The 17,191-nt window shown below is 60.1% G+C and carries 15 protein-coding genes; 12 read left to right on the top strand and 3 right to left on the bottom strand.

Going from position 1 to position 17,191, the window contains the following annotated elements; genetic code table 11:
• The first annotated feature begins 405 nt into the window (after window positions 1–405).
• Complete coding sequence (locus PH558_RS22450; RefSeq protein ID WP_285206912.1) at window positions 406–1,704, top strand: peptidoglycan L,D-endopeptidase MepK; 1,299 nt, start codon at window positions 406–408, stop codon at window positions 1,702–1,704.
• A 27-nt stretch (window positions 1,705–1,731) separates the two neighbouring features.
• On the opposite strand, the gene PH558_RS22445 is transcribed toward PH558_RS22450, so the two are convergent.
• Window positions 1,732–2,430: a TetR/AcrR family transcriptional regulator gene (locus PH558_RS22445; RefSeq protein ID WP_285206597.1), complete on the bottom strand. Its 699-nt coding sequence runs from the start codon at window positions 2,428–2,430 to the stop codon at window positions 1,732–1,734.
• A 133-nt stretch (window positions 2,431–2,563) separates the two neighbouring features.
• On the opposite strand from PH558_RS22445, the gene PH558_RS22440 reads away from it, so the two are divergent.
• Genes PH558_RS22440 through PH558_RS22425 form a run of 4 tightly spaced genes read left to right on the top strand, consistent with a single transcriptional unit; the run spans window position 2,564 to window position 7,619 of the window.
• Window positions 2,564–3,571 (top strand): HlyD family secretion protein, encoded by a 1,008-nt coding sequence (locus tag PH558_RS22440; protein ID WP_095437249.1) that lies wholly within the window; start codon window positions 2,564–2,566, stop codon window positions 3,569–3,571.
• Between the two features lie 15 nt (window positions 3,572–3,586).
• Window positions 3,587–5,347, top strand: coding sequence for an ATP-binding cassette domain-containing protein (locus PH558_RS22435; protein ID WP_285206594.1), 1,761 nt, complete (start codon window positions 3,587–3,589; stop codon window positions 5,345–5,347).
• Window positions 5,344–6,495, top strand: coding sequence for an ABC transporter permease (locus PH558_RS22430; protein WP_285206593.1), 1,152 nt, complete (start codon window positions 5,344–5,346; stop codon window positions 6,493–6,495). The genes PH558_RS22435 and PH558_RS22430 overlap by 4 nt, the downstream gene beginning before the upstream one ends.
• Window positions 6,496–6,497: 2 nt before the next feature.
• Window positions 6,498–7,619 carry an ABC transporter permease gene (locus PH558_RS22425; protein WP_285206591.1) on the top strand — a complete coding sequence of 374 codons (1,122 nt, stop codon included), beginning with the start codon at window positions 6,498–6,500 and terminating at the stop codon, window positions 7,617–7,619.
• A 162-nt stretch (window positions 7,620–7,781) separates the two neighbouring features.
• Here PH558_RS22425 and PH558_RS22420 read toward each other — a convergent pair whose 3' ends face one another.
• The gene (locus PH558_RS22420) at window positions 7,782–8,876 is read right to left on the bottom strand and encodes a GGDEF domain-containing protein (RefSeq protein ID WP_095437245.1); all 1,095 of its coding nucleotides are present in this window, start codon (window positions 8,874–8,876) and stop codon (window positions 7,782–7,784) included.
• A 576-nt stretch (window positions 8,877–9,452) separates the two neighbouring features.
• On the opposite strand from PH558_RS22420, the gene PH558_RS22415 reads away from it, so the two are divergent.
• The 5 genes from PH558_RS22415 to copC all read left to right on the top strand — a co-directional run bounded on the left by PH558_RS22415 (window position 9,453) and on the right by copC (window position 13,094).
• The gene (locus PH558_RS22415) at window positions 9,453–9,857 is read left to right on the top strand and encodes a hypothetical protein (RefSeq protein ID WP_285206584.1); all 405 of its coding nucleotides are present in this window, start codon (window positions 9,453–9,455) and stop codon (window positions 9,855–9,857) included.
• Between the two features lie 229 nt (window positions 9,858–10,086).
• Window positions 10,087–11,460, top strand: coding sequence for a PepSY-associated TM helix domain-containing protein (locus tag PH558_RS22410; protein WP_285206583.1), 1,374 nt, complete (start codon window positions 10,087–10,089; stop codon window positions 11,458–11,460).
• Between the two features lie 64 nt (window positions 11,461–11,524).
• Window positions 11,525–12,004, top strand: a complete 480-nt coding sequence (locus PH558_RS22405; RefSeq protein ID WP_285206581.1) for a copper chaperone PCu(A)C — start codon at window positions 11,525–11,527, stop codon at window positions 12,002–12,004.
• Complete coding sequence (locus PH558_RS22400) at window positions 11,994–12,590, top strand: SCO family protein (RefSeq protein WP_285206580.1); 597 nt, start codon at window positions 11,994–11,996, stop codon at window positions 12,588–12,590. Before PH558_RS22405 ends, PH558_RS22400 begins: the two co-directional genes overlap by 11 nt.
• A 135-nt stretch (window positions 12,591–12,725) precedes the next feature.
• The gene (copC, locus tag PH558_RS22395) at window positions 12,726–13,094 is read left to right on the top strand and encodes a copper homeostasis periplasmic binding protein CopC (RefSeq protein WP_285206579.1); all 369 of its coding nucleotides are present in this window, start codon (window positions 12,726–12,728) and stop codon (window positions 13,092–13,094) included.
• A gap of 56 nt (window positions 13,095–13,150) precedes the next feature.
• Here copC and PH558_RS22390 read toward each other — a convergent pair whose 3' ends face one another.
• Window positions 13,151–13,807 carry a TetR/AcrR family transcriptional regulator gene (locus PH558_RS22390; protein ID WP_095437239.1) on the bottom strand — a complete coding sequence of 219 codons (657 nt, stop codon included), beginning with the start codon at window positions 13,805–13,807 and terminating at the stop codon, window positions 13,151–13,153.
• 122 nt (window positions 13,808–13,929) lie between these two features.
• Between PH558_RS22390 and PH558_RS22385 the strand changes: the two genes are divergently transcribed.
• Entirely contained in the window at window positions 13,930–15,129 is a 1,200-nt protein-coding gene (locus tag PH558_RS22385; protein WP_285206575.1) for an HlyD family secretion protein, read from the top strand.
• Between the two features lie 17 nt (window positions 15,130–15,146).
• Complete coding sequence (locus PH558_RS22380) at window positions 15,147–16,742, top strand: DHA2 family efflux MFS transporter permease subunit (protein WP_095437237.1); 1,596 nt, start codon at window positions 15,147–15,149, stop codon at window positions 16,740–16,742.
• Window positions 16,743–17,191: the final 449 nt, after the last annotated feature.

The raw sequence follows: 17,191 nt of genomic DNA, 5'->3' as shown, positions 1-17,191 counted from the left end.
CTTGATGGGGGAGCAAATCGATTCTGTCCACTCATGGGGCGGGATGATGCTGTCTTGGCCGGCAGTTTGCAACCCACGCGAAAACGTTTGCAAAGCCCGGTTTTCCCCATCTTTCGAAAGAGGGCGCCTTACAGGCACTGGTTGATGCCCTCACAAAATTGCAACGGCACAGCTGAAGCTTTCCAGAATAAGGGTCGCCAGGGCTGGAGGTGACTTCCGCCGCCCCATGAATGCGCTCGAACGGACAAAATTTTGCCGTTTCCGCCTATAAACGGTCCGTTAGGGATTTGTTGACCATAATTGGAGGGTATAGCGATGCCGCAGACGCGGCGCCTCTGATTTCTGTTTCTCTTAGCAAGGGCGAAAGTCGTATCCGTGCATCACGTGATCTTTTCCATTCCGGCGATGGTTTTCGCCACGACTTTCTCATTCGTCGCTTGCCGGGTGGCGCTGATCGCAATGCTGGTGCTCGGTGCTTTTGCCGGCACCGCGGCGGCCGAGGATCGGGCCCTCAAGCTCTTCTTCACCCATACGGGGGAAAGAGCGACCATCGTCTTCAAACGCGGCGGCAAATATGACCCACGGGGCCTTGCTCAAATCAATCGTTTTTTACGCGACTGGCGAAAGAACGAGCCGACCAGGATCGATCCGGAATTGCTCGATCTCGTCTGGGAGGTCTATCGCCGCAGCGGCGCCAACGAGGCCATTCACGTCGTCTCGGCCTACCGCTCTCCCTCGACCAACAGCATGCTGCGCAACCGCTCGCGCAGCTCCGGCGTTGCCAAACACAGCCAGCATACGCTCGGCAAGGCGATGGATTTTTACATTCCCGGCGTGAAGCTTGCGAGCCTGCGCGCGATCGCCATGCAGATGCAGATCGGCGGCGTGGGCTTTTATCCCAATTCCGGCTCGCCCTTTGTGCATCTCGATGTCGGCAGGGTGCGAGCCTGGCCGAGAATGTCGCGCCAGGAGCTCGCGCGGCTTTTCCCGAATGGGCAGACGCTGCATGTACCGGCAGATGGCAGACCGCTGCCGGGCTATGATGTGGCGGTCGCACAATCCAAAAAGCGGCCATCGCAAATGAGCAGCAGGATCGCAATCGTCATGGATGACGATGACGACGCCGGGTCATCGATAGCGTCACGCAATGACACGCCCGATCGCAGCCTTCTCACCAGCATGCTGCCGACGCCCAGGAGCCGGGCCCTGACCGGGCTGGAGCTTCAGCTCGGCAAGCAAGTGACCGAAGAAAACAAAAGCCAGCCCTTTGCCGATCTTGCGGCATATGCCGTTCCGCTGCCGGCTTGGCGGCCAACCACCAGTATCGTCGTCGTCCCGACGGCCGCACCGGAGAGACCTGCCCCTCCTGCTGTGTTCGCCAGCCTGGTCGTCGGACGCAACGACGCCGGAAAGCTCGTAGTTTCGGACAATGCGAAGAATACGGCCGATAGCGCCATGGCAAAGATGCAGCCAATGGCGCAGCTCCCGAGTTCCGCCTCGCAGGACGTATCCGGTGGCGTCGGAGCCATGTCGACCGGCGCCATCGTCGCCTGGGCCCTACAACCGCCGGGCATGGCAGTCGACATGACGCTCCCGAGCCTCGTCAGCGCGCCCATTCCGATGCATGACGACATGGCGGAGGCCCAAGCCGGAGCTTACGATGGCGACGACTTCGATGTCGAACGTTTCGGTTTCGAAGGCTGAAGCCCCCGAGGCGTGATTTGCCAGGAGTCAGCTCGGCTGTTCCGGTGATCCCGCCGCCTGTCCCGGTGGGGAGAGTTGGGCAAGCCCGCCGAGCGTGAAGCGAACAAGCCGGTCTGCCAGCTCCTCATCCGAGGTCGATTCCCGCCCGAGCGCCGGAATGATCTCGGACACGCGCTTTTCGGCCACCAACAGCATGAAGCAGGGCGCCATCGTCGAGAGCGCAGCCTGAGCGACCAGCGGATTGTCTGGTGTTACGCCGATGATCTGGGCGATGACGCCGAACAGCAAGGCTTTCTTGGGCTCTATTTCCTCGCGTCGCAGTTTATCGATATGCGGCGTCGGCGCGATCAGTTCGCGGACGATCACCTTGGCTGGCCATGAGTGCTCATTGCCAGTCCGCACGACTTTGACCAGCAACCCGATAAATCGGCGCAGCTTCTCCTTCGGCTCGATGTCCGCGCTAACCGTGCGGGCAAGCACGTCATAACTCATCAGGCGGTGATGTGCCTCGGCGAGAACGTCTTCGTACAAGGCCTCTATGCCGCCGAAATGATAGTTGACCGCCGCTGCATTCGTCCCCGCACGCAAGGCAATTTCCTTCGCGGTCGCGCGATCGAAGCCGAATTCGGCGAAAACGGCTCCGCCCGCCTCAAGCAGGCTTATTCGCGTGGCAGCCCCGTCCTGCCGATCTCGAGATCGCGCCGTTCGCCTTATGCCTCTGGCCATTGCTTTCGCCTTCCATTAATTCAAATATTAATTTGAAATTTGAATTTGACAAGCGCTATAATCACTCCGCGGATCGATATGTGTCACCGTTCGTTTCATCAAAGCTGGCATCTCTTTGGAGTTCAAATACAGCATGCAGCGCGTCATCGTCATCTTGCTCCTGTTGATCGCCGCCGCCGGCGGAGCCTGGTGGTATTTCCATCGGGATAACGGCTCGAACGAGCTTGTTCTCTATGGAAATATCGACTTCAGGCAACTTACCCTCGCCTTCAACGGCAGCGAACGTGTCGCCGAAGTCCTTGTCGAAGAGGGCGCGCAAGTCAAGAAAGGCCAGGTCGTCGCCAGGCTGGATACGAGCCGTCTTCAGCCCCAGGTCGCCCAGGCCGAGGCGCAGGCAGCAAGCCAGCGGGCCAATCTCGAGCGCCTCAAGAACGGCAATCGTCCCGAGGAGATTGCGCAGTCCCGCGCCAATCTCGAATCCGCCAAGGCGGAGGCGGTCAATGCCCGCGCCCAGTTCGAGCGCCAGAACGCGCTTGCTCCCAAGGCCGCCGTCAGCCAACAGGCTTTGGACGAGGCGCGCTCTGCCGCCGCCGTTGCCGACGCCAAGGTCGTCGCCAATCAGAAGGCGCTCGATCTGCTTGTCGTCGGTTCCCGCGTCGAGGACATTCAGGAGGCGGAAGCGCAGCTGCATGCATCGGAAGCCAATGTCACGCTCCTGCACCAGCAGCTAGCCGATGCCGAACTGAAAGCGCCGGTCGACGCGATTGTGCAGTCCAGACTGATCGAGCCAGGCGAGATGGCTTCACCCACCCGAGCGGTCTTCTCGCTTGCGACGATCAGCCCGAAATGGGTACGCGCCTACGTCTCGGAAACCCAGCTTGGAATGCTCCGTCCCGGTATGAAGGCTAACGTCAGTGTGGATTCGCTGCCCGGACGTGCGATACCCGGGTGGATCGGCTTCATCTCCTCGGTTGCCGAGTTCACGCCAAAATCGGTGCAGACGGAAGAGCTGCGCACAAGCCTCGTCTATGAAGTGAGGGTCTTTGTGGACGATCCCGATAACGCGCTGCGGCTGGGGATGCCGGCAACCGTCAGGCCACTTTCGGGCGAGCAGGCGAATGTCGCAACCGCGCAGCAGTGATAGAACGAGAATGCCATGAGCGCCGGTGATTTCTCGGTCATAGCAAAGAATGTCCGCAAGACCTTTCGCCGTGACACCGGCGAGATGGTGGAGGCACTTGCTGACGTCTCGCTCGACGTACGCAAGGGCGCACTGACCGCTCTTGTCGGCCCAGACGGCGCCGGCAAGACGACATTGCTGCGCCTGGCATGCGGCCTCATCGCGCCGGATGACGGCAGCCTGCAGGTGATCGGCGTCGATATTGCCAGGGAACCGCAGCACGTCCAGGACCGGATCGGCTATATGCCGCAGAAGTTCGGTCTCTACGAGGATCTGAGCGTTCAGGAGAACCTCGACCTTTACGCCGATCTGCATGGCGTGACGCAATCCCAGCGTGACGAGACCTACCCGCGCCTTTTCGAGATGACGCAACTCGGGCGCTTCAAGGAACGGCCGGCGGGAAAATTGTCAGGCGGCATGAAGCAGAAGCTCGGCCTTGCCTGCACGCTGGTTCGGGCGCCGGAACTGCTGCTTCTCGACGAACCCACAGTTGGCGTGGATCCCTTGTCGCGGCGCGAGCTCTGGGAAATCGTCTTCAAGCTCGTCAAAGAGGACGGGCTTTCGGTGATCGTGGCAACCTCCTATCTCGATGAGGCCGAACGCTGCGAACATGCCGTGCTCATGCATGCTGGCAAAATCCTCGATCAGGGGCCGCCGGCGGAGATTACGGCAAAGGCGGACGGCTGCTGCTTCATGGTACAGGGTCCAGAGGACATGCCGGCTAGATCGCTGCAGGCGCGTCTCTTTACGCTGCCGGGCATCGTCGATGCCGTGCCGGAAGCCGGCCGCGTCCGGATCGTGCGCAAGCGGGAGCAGAAACACGAGCCGCTGCGGCTGGATGAGACCAAGCTCGATACCGAAAGCGTCGCGCCCCGGTTCGAAGACGCCTTCATGATGCTGTTTTCCGCCGTCGTCGGTGACACCGAGCGCCAGACGAAAACCGGCCAGCCATCCGACCGTGGCAACGGCGATGAAACGGTCGTGCAGGTGCGCGATCTCGTCCGCAAATTCGGGGACTTCACGGCAGTCGACCATGTCAGCTTCAGTGTCCGAAAAGGCGAAGTCTATGGCCTGCTCGGTCCGAATGGCGCGGGGAAAAGCACGACGTTCCGGATGCTTTGCGGCCTGCTTCCGGCCACCGACGGCACCTTAATGGTCGCCGGCTCCGATCTGCTGACGGCAGGTGCGAAGGCACGAGAAAAGCTGGGTTATGTGGCGCAGAAATTCTCGCTCTACGGCCAGCTCAGCGTCGACGAAAATCTGGAATTCTTCGCGAGCGCCTATGGCTTACGCGGCCGGCGCAGAAAGGACAGGATCGGCGCCCTGAAGAGCCAGTTCGAACTCGACCAGTTCTCAAAGCTGCCGAGCGGACAATTGCCGGGCGGTTTCAAGCAGCGCCTGGCGCTTGCCGCCGCCCTGCTGCATGAGCCGGACATCCTCTTCCTGGACGAAGCGACCAGCGGCGCCGATCCGCTGGCCCGGCGGCAATTCTGGGGCCGGATCACGGCTCTGTCCGAGCAAGGCGTTACCATCATCGTGACGACGCATTTCATGGAAGAGGCCGAATATTGCGACCGGATCATCATCCTCGATGCCGGAAGGAACCTCGCCGAGGGCACGCCAGTCGAAATCCGGGCTCATGCAGGAACGCACGGCGAGGCGGCAGCGACGATGGAGGAGGCCTTCATCGCGATCGTCGAGAAGGAGCGTCATAGGAAAATGGAGAAGGCGGCATGAACCAGCCTGTCGACAGCTCCAGCCAAGGATTGCGCGCAGCCTTGCGTCGCATTCGCGCCCTCATCCGCAAGGAAACCTGGCAGCTCCTGCGCGATCCGAGCAGCATTGCGATCGGCATCGTCATGCCGGTGGCGCTGCTGATCCTCTTCGGATACGGCATCAATCTCGACGTCAAGAACGTTCCCGTCGCGATCGTCATGGAAGAAAATTCAGCCGAGGCGCGCGGCCTCGCTTCCGCCTTCGAGCTCTCCAGCTATTTCTCCCCGAAGCCCGTCAAGACGATGGCGGAGGCAGAAAGGATGCTTCTGTCCTCCGAAGTTCGGGCGATCCTGCGCATTCCCTCGGATTTCTCGCGGAAGGTCGCTCAAAGCAATGGCGAGGTTCAGGCCGTCGTCAACGGCAGCGACGCCAATACGGCGCGCATCTCCCTGAGCTATGCCGAAGCGGCCGTCGGCGTCTGGGCCGCCAAGGAAGCCTCGCGCAAAGGGACACTCGGCGGCAGCGGCGTCACGATCGAATCCCGCCTGTGGTTCAACGAGGCCAATGACAGCAGCTATTTCCTCGTCCCCGGGCTCGTCGTCCTCGTCATGACGTTGATCGGCGCGCTGCTGACCGCCCTCGTCATGGCGCGGGAATGGGAGCGCGGCACCTTCGAAGCGCTGTTCGTCACACCCGTCCGCTCGACTGAAATCCTGCTCGGCAAGACCGTTCCCTATTTTCTTCTGGGGCTTGCCGGCCTTGCGCTCTGCGTCGTTGGTAGCAGGCTTCTCTTTGGCGTGCCGCTTCGCGGATCGCTGCTGGTCCTGACCATCGTATCCATGCTTTATCTTCTCGTCGCGCTGGGACTTGGCCTTGCCATATCCTCGATCACCAAGAGCCAGTTCATCGCCAGCCAGGTCACCGTTCTCGTGACCTTCCTGCCGGCGATGATGCTCTCTGGCTTCATGTTCGATCCGCGGAGCATGCCTTGGGCCGTGCAGATCATCACCTACATCTTCCCCGGCCGATATTTCGTCACCCTGCTGCAAACCCTGTTTCTCGCCGGCAATATCTGGAGCGTCATCCTGCCCAATGCGGCGGTGCTCGCCGGCATGGCGACAGCGCTTCTGGCCCTTGCCGTGCGCATGACCCGCAAGAGGATCGCATAGCCATGTTGATCGCATCGCTTCTGCGCATCCTGACCCTGATCCGCAAGGAACTCCTCGTCATCCTGAAGGACCCGAGAAGCCGGGCAAGCATCATCGTGCCGCCGATCCTGCAATGCCTGATTTTCGGCTATGCCGCCACCTACGATCTCAATAATGTTCCCTATGCGCTCGTTGACCAGGACAGGACGACGACATCAAGAAACCTCGTCGCAAAGCTCGAGGGATCTGGCATTTTCGAAAGGGTGGCGACACTGACGCAGACGGGCCAGGCCATCCGCTTGCTCGATACCAAGCAGGCCGTGCTCATCATCGTCATCGAGCGCGATTTCGAACGGCAATTGGAAGCCGGCACCCCCGGCACGGTGCAGGTCGTCGCGGATGGCAGGAATTCCAACACCAGCGGCATCGCGCAAGGCTATGCCAACACGATTGTCAGCGACTTCACCTCCGACTGGCTGGTGCAAAAGGGGCGCTCCAACGGCAGGGTGAAGGTCACCACGCGGGCATGGTACAATCCGCAGCTGGAAACGCGCTGGAGCATGGTCCCATCGCTCATCGGCACAATCACCATGCTGATGACGATGATGTTGACCGCCATGTCCGTTGCCCGCGAACGCGAGGAAGGCACATTCGATCAATTGCTTGTGGCACCGTTCACGCCGACCGAGATCATGATCGGCAAGGCGGTTCCCTCGATGATCGTCGGCATCACCCAGGCATCGACGATCCTGCTGGTAGCCTTGTTCTGGTTCCGCATCCCGTTTGCCGGTTCGTTCCCGACGCTCTATCTCGGGCTGAGCCTCTTCCTCGCCGCAGCCATCGGCTTTGGGCTGTTCCTGTCATCGATTGCCGCCAACATGCAACAGGCGATGATCCTCTGTTTCGTCTTTCTGATGCCATTCATGCTGCTCTCCGGCCTGATGTCGCCGACCGACAACATGCCGGAAGTCCTGCAATATGCGACGATGATCAATCCGCTGAAATACGCGATCAGCATCACGCGCGGCGTCTATCTCGAAGGTGCGGGCCTCGATACGCTGTTTCCGGATATGCTCGCACTCGTCGCCATCGCCGCCGCGACGATGCCCGTTGCCGCCTGGATGTTCCGCCACCGCTTGAACTGAACCACACCGCGCTTTACCCGCAATTGCTCCGAGGGGATCGGGGCCGGCGAACTCATGCATTGTCTGCCGGGTGCTTCCTGCCGTAGATCCTCGCGCATGCGAGTTGTCGGGAAATGCGAGAAAGCACGTCGTGCTCTCATCGCCGAAGAAATGACGGCCGGCCTATGCGGCCTCCGCCAGTTCCACGCGATTTCTTCCGCTCGCCTTCGCCCGATAGAGCGCCTTATCGGCAGCCTCGAGCACATGCTTGAAATCCGTCGTCGGCTCAAGGGAGCAGGCAATACCGATACTGACGGTGACGTGGACGGCTTCCTGCTCGAACATCAGGGTTGTGCCCTCGATATCCTTGCGAATTTTCTCCGCGACGGCGGCCGCGGCCCGCGTATCGGTATTGGGCAACAGCACGACGATCTCCTCGCCGCCATAACGGGCGGCAATGTCGGTCTTGCGCACGGTTTGCCTGATGACATCGGCCAACCGCGCCAGAACGGTGTCGCCGAACGAATGGCCCCAGCTGTCGTTGATCTTCTTGAAGTGATCGATATCGAGCATGATGATCGAGAAAGGGATACGCCGCATGCCCGCTTCCTTGCTGCATCGATCGCCTTCGCGCTGCAGCACGCGGCGGTTGGGCAACCTTGTGAGGGGATCGAGGCTCGCTTCATTCTCCAGCGCGCGCTGTATGCCGATGCGATATTGCTCCCGCTGCAAGAGGTCCGACAGGAGCATGACGCCGAGGATATTGACGATCGTCACCGGAAGTGTCGCCGAGATCAGAAGGGCGCGCGCAACCGCCCACGGCAAAAGGAAGACAACCACAATGGATGAGCAGGTCGCCAGACCGAACAGGGCCGATCGCCTCCATCCCGTGCCGGTCCATTGCCGCGGCAGCAGACTGAGTACATAGCCCACGACCGCAACGATTACGATGCCGGCAACGCCAATCACGGCGCCCATGCCGCCCACCATGTACCGAAACAGGGCCATCATCGCCGCAGCGACAATGGTTCCCAGAAGCCCCCCATAGATCGGCGTAAGGACAAGGAGGATAGAACGGCCATCCTGAATGACGCCCGGCATCCATTGTATCGGATCGCCCATGGACAAGATGCCAACAAGCCCGAACAACAGCCCGACAGCCACGGATTTCAAAGCACCGCGTTCGACGATCCGAATGACCCAGGAATAGGCATAGACGATGATCGCAACCTGGCCGAGCACACGTATCAGCGAAACCAGATGTGTTTCAATTTCCATTGCTATTCCCAGTCCTCGCAACGACCCGCGACGATTGACCTTGCCTCGGCATAATCAAAGTCTGTTTGGGATACCATGCGAACTCTGCAAAATGGTTTACCAAGCCTCTCATTGATCGGCGGCGTGGCAAAATGTTCGAGCGGGAACCGGGAGTGAAGGTCATCGTCGCAATCAAACTTCTGAAGCAATGCATCTCAATATCGCTACGTCCGGAATCTGTCATCCAGGCCGGATGTAGTCATGCGTCCCTCGGAGATCATGGACCACGAGGAAAGCGAATCGTGAAAGCCGATGGATCGAGATGTCGAAGGCACCGGGCAGACGGTGAGTCATCAAAGCTGCTCATGACCACCCTTCCCAAAGCTCCACTTACGGATCCGAATGATCAGCCCTATCTGGCGCCCCGGACGGAACGATCAAGGGCTCTCCGCCAATTTGGCGCTCCCCGAGACGCGTCGCCTGACCGATACCGACGTCCGCAAACTTCGGCGCTGCACCAATTGACGCATTGCGCTTGCAATAGGCCTGTCCTATGACTGCAGCCTTATCCGCGAATTCGGGTGGGTGGGGACAAGAATGCGGAAGACGATTTCGCGAACATTTCAGTGGAGCGCGCGCATTCTTTGCGCCGTTGCATTGTTGTTTGTCGGCTTCGCCCATCAGCCTGTTGTCGCGACCGCGGACGAGATATCCCCGATCGAGCTTGCCCAGTACCGGCTCCCGGATGGATCGCTCCCCATTCTCTGCATCACCTACAAGGATGCCGACGGCAAGGTGCATGGGAAAGCCTATGCACCCGGATGCGAGGCATGCCGGATCGCGTCCGCCGCGATGCTGCCCACGCCTCCGACCGACATTTGTGAACGCCTCGCCTCCCAGCGCGGAGAGACGGTCATCGCAAGATCGGAGGCGTTCCACCGCCAGCTTTATCCGCCGAACACAGGACCGAGAGCACCACCCCTCCTCGACATCGTTGGCTGAACCGGCGTTGCGACTTTTGTTGCGATGCCTGCCGTCAACGCTGCTGCTCGCGCGACCATCACATCGCGACATCTGAGGATTGGTGTTCCCAGCTGCATCTTGCCGAACGAAGCAGGCCGATTGATCGGTGGCTCAAGGAAAGCAAGCTCACGCCAAACGGCGAACCATCTCGCCACACCCCTCCTCAGATCGACCGCTTGCGGCAGCCTGCCGATCTTCGGAGGATTTCATGTCTGCCTTTACCGCTGCAGAGCCTGCAGCCGCAGCAACCCATAATGTCTCGCTCTATCGCGCAATCTGGCGCTGGCATTTCTTCGCTGGCCTTCTCGTCATTCCCTTCATGCTCAATCTGGCGATCACCGGTTCGCTCTATCTGTTCAAGGATCAGATTGCCGATACTTTCTATTCGCATCGTTACCTCGTCGCCGAGACCGGCACGATGTTGCAGCCGCAGCAGATCGCCGATGCGGCGCTCGCAGCTTTCCCCGGCACCCGTGCGACCTCCTATCATGAGGCGTCAGCACCGAACCGCTCGGCCTGGATAACCATATCCAAGGGCGGTCAATCGACCATCGTCTACGTCAATCCCTATGACGGCAGCATCCTGGGATCGGTGGGGTCGAAACAGGAGTTCGGCTGGGTGGTCAAGCGCATCCACAGCCTCGAATATTTCGGAAAATGGGCCAATCGCCTGATCGAGATTGTCGCGGGCTTTGCCCTCGTCCTCGTGGTGACCGGCATCTATCTGTGGTGGCCGCGCCAGCAGAGCGGCGGCGTGCTGACAATTCGCGGCAATCCGTCCCGGCGCGTCTTCTGGCGCGACCTGCATGCCGTGACGGGGGCCCTTGCCGGCATCCTCATCTTCTTCCTGGCCTTCAGCGGCATGCCATGGTCCGGTTACTGGGGCGCCAATGTCAATGCCTGGCTGACGGCGAATAATCTCGGAACACCGGCAGCGGTGTGGGACGAGGTGCCGAAATCGACGAAGGTCACACAGGATGTTGTCGATCGCGCCGGCTGGGTGGTCGAGAATGCGCCCGTTCCGCCCTCCGATATCGCCCCAACGCAATCGGCGAGGCCGATCGGCCTGAACAAAGCCGTCCACATCATGCACGGCCTGAGCATGGTTGCGGGCTCCGATCTCGCGATCCCTTCAGATCCGACCGGCGTTTATACGGCAAGCCACTATTTCGGCGATCTCGGCAAGGAGCGAACGGTCCACATCGATCAATATTCCGGCAAGCCGCTCGTCGACATTTCCTATGACCAGTATCCGGCGCTCGGCAAGGCGATCGAATGGGGTATCAATGTCCATCAGGGACAGGAATGGGGCCTTTTCAACCAACTTCTGATGCTGGCCACTTGTCTCGCCATCGTTCTTTGCTGCGTGACGGCTGCGACCATGTGGTGGAAGCGAAGGCCATCGGGCCGTCTCGGCGTGCCGCCGATGCCGCCGCAAAAATCGGTCTATATCGGCCTGTGGCTCATCGCCATCATCTTCGGGGTGGCCTTCCCGCTGACGGGAGCCGCCATCGTCGCGATGCTGCTCCTCGACCAGTTCGTAGTTCGTTTCGTGCCGCCGCTCCGGCGTTTCTTTTCCTGACGAGATCGGGCGGAGCCCAAAGGCTTCGCCTGCCCGCTCCTTTTCCGGATCAAGGATATCGATCATGCTGAAACAGACTTCTGCCCTTGCCGCCTTCGGGCTGGCATTCCTGTCTTCTTCCCTCGCTTCCGCCGACGATGTCAAAATCGGCAATCTCACCATTTCAGCGCCCTATGTTCGCGCCATGGTGCCGGGAGCTCCCGTCGGTGGCGGTTATATGACCATCACGAATACCGGCGACACCGACGACCGGCTGGTGGCTGCGACCTCACCGCGCGCTGCAACGGTCCAGATTCACGAGATGAAGATGGACAAGGACGTCATGATCATGCGCGAGCTCGCCGGCGGCCTGCCGATACCGGCCGGCCAGACCGTCGAATTCAAACCCGGCGGCTATCACCTCATGTTCATGAAGGTTGCCGAGCCCTTCCTTCAGGGCCAGACGGTGAAAGCAACGCTCAAATTCGAAAAAGCCGGCTCTGTCGACGTCGATTTCCCTGTGGGATCGATAGCGGCGAACAGGGAGACGTCCCATGTCAAATAGACTACGTTTCGTCGCAGCTGCCGTCGCCGTTACGCTTGCCGCCGGTGCGGGTGTGATCGGCTACGCAACGTTCCTGGTGGTGCCTGAGGTGCAGGCCACGGGCGGTCCCGGCACAGCCTTCACGCTCACGGACGATCGCGGTGAGCCCATCACCGAAAACGCCCTGTCGGGCCATCCCTCGCTCGTCTATTTCGGCTATACGCATTGCCCCGACGTTTGTCCGACAACGCTTTACGACATGGCGGGCTGGTTCAAGACGCTCGGACCGCAGGCCGATGGGCTGAAAGCCTATTTCTTCACCGTCGACCCGGAGCGCGACACGCCGGAGATCATGCATAGCTACACCGGCAATTTTACCGACCGCATCACCGGGATCACGGGTGATCCCACCGAAATGCAGAAGGCCATTAAGGGCTGGCGCATCTATGCCAAGAAAGTGCCGAGCCCGGATGGTGGATATACCATGGATCATACCGCCTCCGTGTTGCTCGTCGATGCCGGCGGCAAACTCAGAGGCACCATCGCCTATCAGGAAAACAATGATGTCGCGCTGCAGAAGATCCGAAATCTGCTGCAGCAGGATTAATTCCGTGGCGCGTAAGCACCGTTGGGAAATGGAAATTCCGTCCGGCTCTGCCCGCAACGGATATCGGCGATCGAGCGATCGCCATCACACGATCCGCAGACCTTCTGCGGATCATCAACAGGATGAGGAAACCAAATGCCCCCGATCAAGAAATTGCTCCTCGCTGCCGGCGTCATCAGCATCGCCTTTGCCGGCCAAGCCATGGCACACGCCCATCTGAAGTCGGCCGTTCCGGCAGCCGACGGCACAGTCAAGACCGCACCATCCGAACTCGACCTAACCTTCTCGGAAGCCCTCAATCTGAAATTCAGCGGCGTCAAGGTAACCGGCCCCAACAAGGCGAGCATAAAGATCGGAGAAGGCATGCTGATGAACAGCGGCACCACGCTGATGGTGCCCGTGACCGACAAATTGCCAGCCGGCAAGTACACGGTCGAATGGCATGCGCTCTCCACGGACGGCCACAAGACCAACGGGAGCTACAATTTCACCATTGCGCCTTGACCGGTCTGAAGGCTGCCCGCAATTGCGCGGACACCATTCGCCCTTCCATTTCCGGCTCAAGCCGAGCCGGAAATGCAGCCCTGCAGGAAGATCGCCGCACATTCCGTCGCGCGGGTTCTTATTTCCTCGTCGTCAGGAGCCTGGCGCTGGCCCAGCATGACAGCCCGCTGCGGCTCCATGGTCATCATGCCCCTGAGGAAGCCGGCCGCAAGGGGGATATTGGCAATTCTAATCGCTCCCTTATCGTGCTGGCTGCGCAGCCATACCTCGAAAACCACGGTCGAGGCCTTGATCGCCCGTTCGTAGAAGGAGGCCGCGATTTCGGGAAAGCGATCAGCCTCGGCTACGGCCAGACGATTGATCGCGATGGTTTCCGGGTCCAGTGCCAGACGGCCGTAGGCAATCAGGATCTGTTCCAGCCCATGATGCAGATCCGTGTGCCTGAGCAAGCCCTGATCCACCTCGACGTTGAAGCGCGCGATGCGATCCGTAATCACGGCATTAAAGATCTCGCCCTTGCTTTCGAACAGCCGATAGACTGTTTTGGTCGATACTCCCGCATCCTGCGCGATGTCGTTGACGCATGCAGCGGCATAGCCCGCCTCCAGAAAACGCTTGCGCGCAGACGAAAGGACGATCGCCTTGGTGTCGTCATCGCAGCGGACCTGCGGCCGTCCTCGTGGTCGTTTCGTGGTTTTTTGATTTAGGACCATAGATATTTTCCAAAATCCAGTTGACTTGCATTTTATAGCGCTTATTTTGGAAAACAGCAAGTTTCTAAAATGAACTTGGCCGCTACCCCTGCCCGGCAGCGACCGTTGTCAGGAGCAAGTACATGGCTAACAATCTGCATATCGTAACGTCCGATGGCGCTTCCAGCGAGGCGCAGGGGACTGTTGAGGCGAAAGCCAAGGAAGGGATAACAGCCGAACCCCGTCCAGAGGCACAACAAGACCAGGAGGGCGGCAATGCTGCAGCAAAGCGCAGCAAGACGCCGCGCCGGCTGATGTATGGCGTGGGCGCGATCGCCATTATCGCCGCCGTGGGCTATTACGGGCACGACTATTGGCAGAACGGCCGTTTCGAGGTGTCGACCGACGACGCCTATGTCCAGGCCGACAACAGCTCGATCGCCCCGAAGATCTCAGGCTATCTGGCGGAAGTACTAGTCAAGGACAATGAGACAGTAAAGGCCGGTCAGCCGCTCGCCCGCATCGACGACCGTGACTTCCGGGCCGCACTCGATCAGGCAAGGGCCGATGTCGCCGCGGCTCTGGCGACCATAGAGGCAGAGCAGGCTTCATTGGATATTCAGCAGTCGACGATCGCCGCAGCCCGGGCAACGCTGGATGTGGACAAGGCCAATGAAACCTTCGCAGAGCAGAACAACAAGCGCTATGCCAGCCTCGCCTCCAACGGTTATGCGGCCGTGCAGACCGCGCAGCAGGCCGCATCGCAGATCGCCGCGGCGCAGGCTTCCATCGTCAGGGATACCGCAACGCTGGAAGGTGCCGTCAAACAGGTTGCACTTCTGAAAGCCCAGATCGCACAGGCAACCGCCGCCCTGCAGAAAAGCCAGGCCGTCCAGCATCAGGCCGAGCTGAACCTTTCCTATACGACCATCAAGGCTCCCGTCGACGGCACCGTCGGCAACCGTACGCTGCGCATCGGCCAATATGTCCAGGCGGGGACGCAGCTGATGTCGCTCGTGCCGACCAACCAGGCCTATGTCGTCGCCAATTACAAGGAGACGCAGCTGACGAACGTCCATGCCGGCCAACCCGTCGATATCGACGTCGACATGTTCCCCGGCAAGGTCTTCCATGGTCATGTCGACAGCCTTGCGCCGGCAAGCGGACAGGAATTCGCCTTGCTGCCGCCGGACAATGCGACCGGCAACTTCACCAAGGTCGTCCAGCGAATTCCGGTCAGGATTGCGCTTGACCCGCAGACCACGAATAGCGGTGAACTTCGCCCGGGAATGTCCGTCGAGCCGAGCATCAACACGAAAGCAGACGCCGCACGGCGGAACTGACTGCGGGAGCCCCCACAATGTCCACGATTACAATGGATGGCCGTGCGATACCGGCCGCAGCGGCAGAGCCGCGCGCATCGACAAGAGAGTGGATCGCAGTCCTGGCCGGCATGATCGGCGCGTTCATGGCGATCCTGAATATCCAGATCACCAATGCCTCCCTTCTCGATATCGAAGGGGGCATCGGCACCGGCGTTGATAATGGCGCCTGGATCTCGACCTCCTATCTGATCGGCGAGATCGTCGTCATTCCGCTCACCGCCTATCTCAGCAGCGTCTTCTCGTTTCGCCGTTATATCCTGGTGAACTCGGTGCTGTTTCCGCTGTTGTCGCTCTCCTGCGCCTTTGCCCACGATCTCGGAACGATGATCGTGCTTCGTGGCCTGCAGGGATTTGCCGGCGGCGTGCTGATCCCGATGGCCTTCACCATGGTGCTGACGAAGCTTCCGAAGCCGCAGCAGCCCTTGGGGCTGGCGATCTTCGCACTGTCCGTCACCTTCGCTCCGGCCATCGGCCCGACCATCGGCGGCTACCTGACCGAGAATTATGGCTGGCAGACCATCTTCTTCATCAATGCCGGCCCGAGCGCCATCATGGTGGTGGCGCTGGCGCTGACGCTGGACAAGCAGCCGATGCAGCTGAAATTGCTGCGCGAAGGCGACTGGGCCGGTATCGTCACGATGGCGATCGGCCTCTCCGCCCTGCAAACCGTGCTAGAAGAGGGCAACAAGGACGACTGGTTCTCCTCGCCCTTCATCGTCCGGCTCAGTATCGTCGCGGCCGTGTTCCTGACGCTCTTCATTATCATCGAGCTGAAGGTTTCCAAGCCGCTGGTGAAATTGCGGCTGCTGAAGCAAAGGAATTTCGGGCTGGGCGTGCTTGCCAATATTCTCGTCGGCGTCGCACTGTTCGGCACGGTCTATATCCTGCCGCAATATCTCGGCCAGGTGCAGAAATACAATGCCGAGCAGATCGGCAACGTCCTTGCCTGGACGGGCTTGCCGCAGCTGCTGTTGATCCCCCTGGTTCCGCTGATGATGAAGCGGGTGGATGTGCGCTGGCTTGCCTTCTTCGGCATTGCGGTCTTTGCGCTTAGCTGCTTCATGAACGTCACGCTTTCGGCCGATAATGCCGGAGACCAGTTCTTCATTCCGAACATCGTTCGCGCCATCGGCCAGGCCTTCGTCATCACGCCCGTCACCGCGATCACGACAGCAGGAATTGCTCCGGCTGACGCTGCTGCGGCCTCGGGCCTGACGAACATGCTGCGCAACCTCGGCGGCGCCGTGGGTACTGCCTCGCTTGGGACCATCCTGACCAAACGCGAGCAGTTCCACTCCAACATCATCGGCCAATCCGTAACCCTTGCCCGTGAGGAGGTTCGCGAGCGGATCGACCAGATGACCGACTACTTCCTATCGCACGGAGTTTCGGACCATCAGGCAGCCCAGCAGAAGGCGATCATCGCTCTCGGCCAGATCATCAAGAGACAAGCGCTGATCATGGGCTTCAGCGACACCTTCGCCGTCATCGGCGTGGTGCTCGCCATCGCAGCGATCACCATGCTGTTCACCAAGCGCCCGCAGGCCGGCGGCGGCGCAGGTGCCCACTGAATACCGTGCGGGTTCGGACACACGAAGCCGTATGGTTTGAAGCCGGTGAGAGCGGCCGCCTGTGCCATGACAATCATGCGATGCACTTCAACCGCGTCCGGAAACTTCCGGGCGCCGTTGTTCAATTCCCGTCGACCTGCCGAATGGAGACGCAAGGGCAACAGCAAATCGTTATGATCAGCTTTTGCCGGGCGTAAGCCGAAGCGACGCGCAATCTTGCCGAGACGACAGGGAAACGGTGAACTGAAGAAGCAAATCGCGCGGTGCTGGCTCTTCAGGCCCCCAAAGCAGCTACCTATTCATGTCCTCGACGACCCAGCGGAAAAATAACAATATAACGGCAGCAAATAGTAATAGCTGTATCAATTTAGGCAAATCAAGCATATCATAGCTCTCTAATTTAACTGCTGCATCATGCAGACGAGCCACAATATTCTAACATATATTAA

The organism is Rhizobium pantanalense, assembly GCF_030182525.1.
Lineage (GTDB): Bacteria > Pseudomonadota > Alphaproteobacteria > Rhizobiales > Rhizobiaceae > Rhizobium.
The sequence above is the reverse complement of the archived record's forward strand: the minus strand, read 5'-3'. Positions and strand labels throughout refer to the sequence as shown.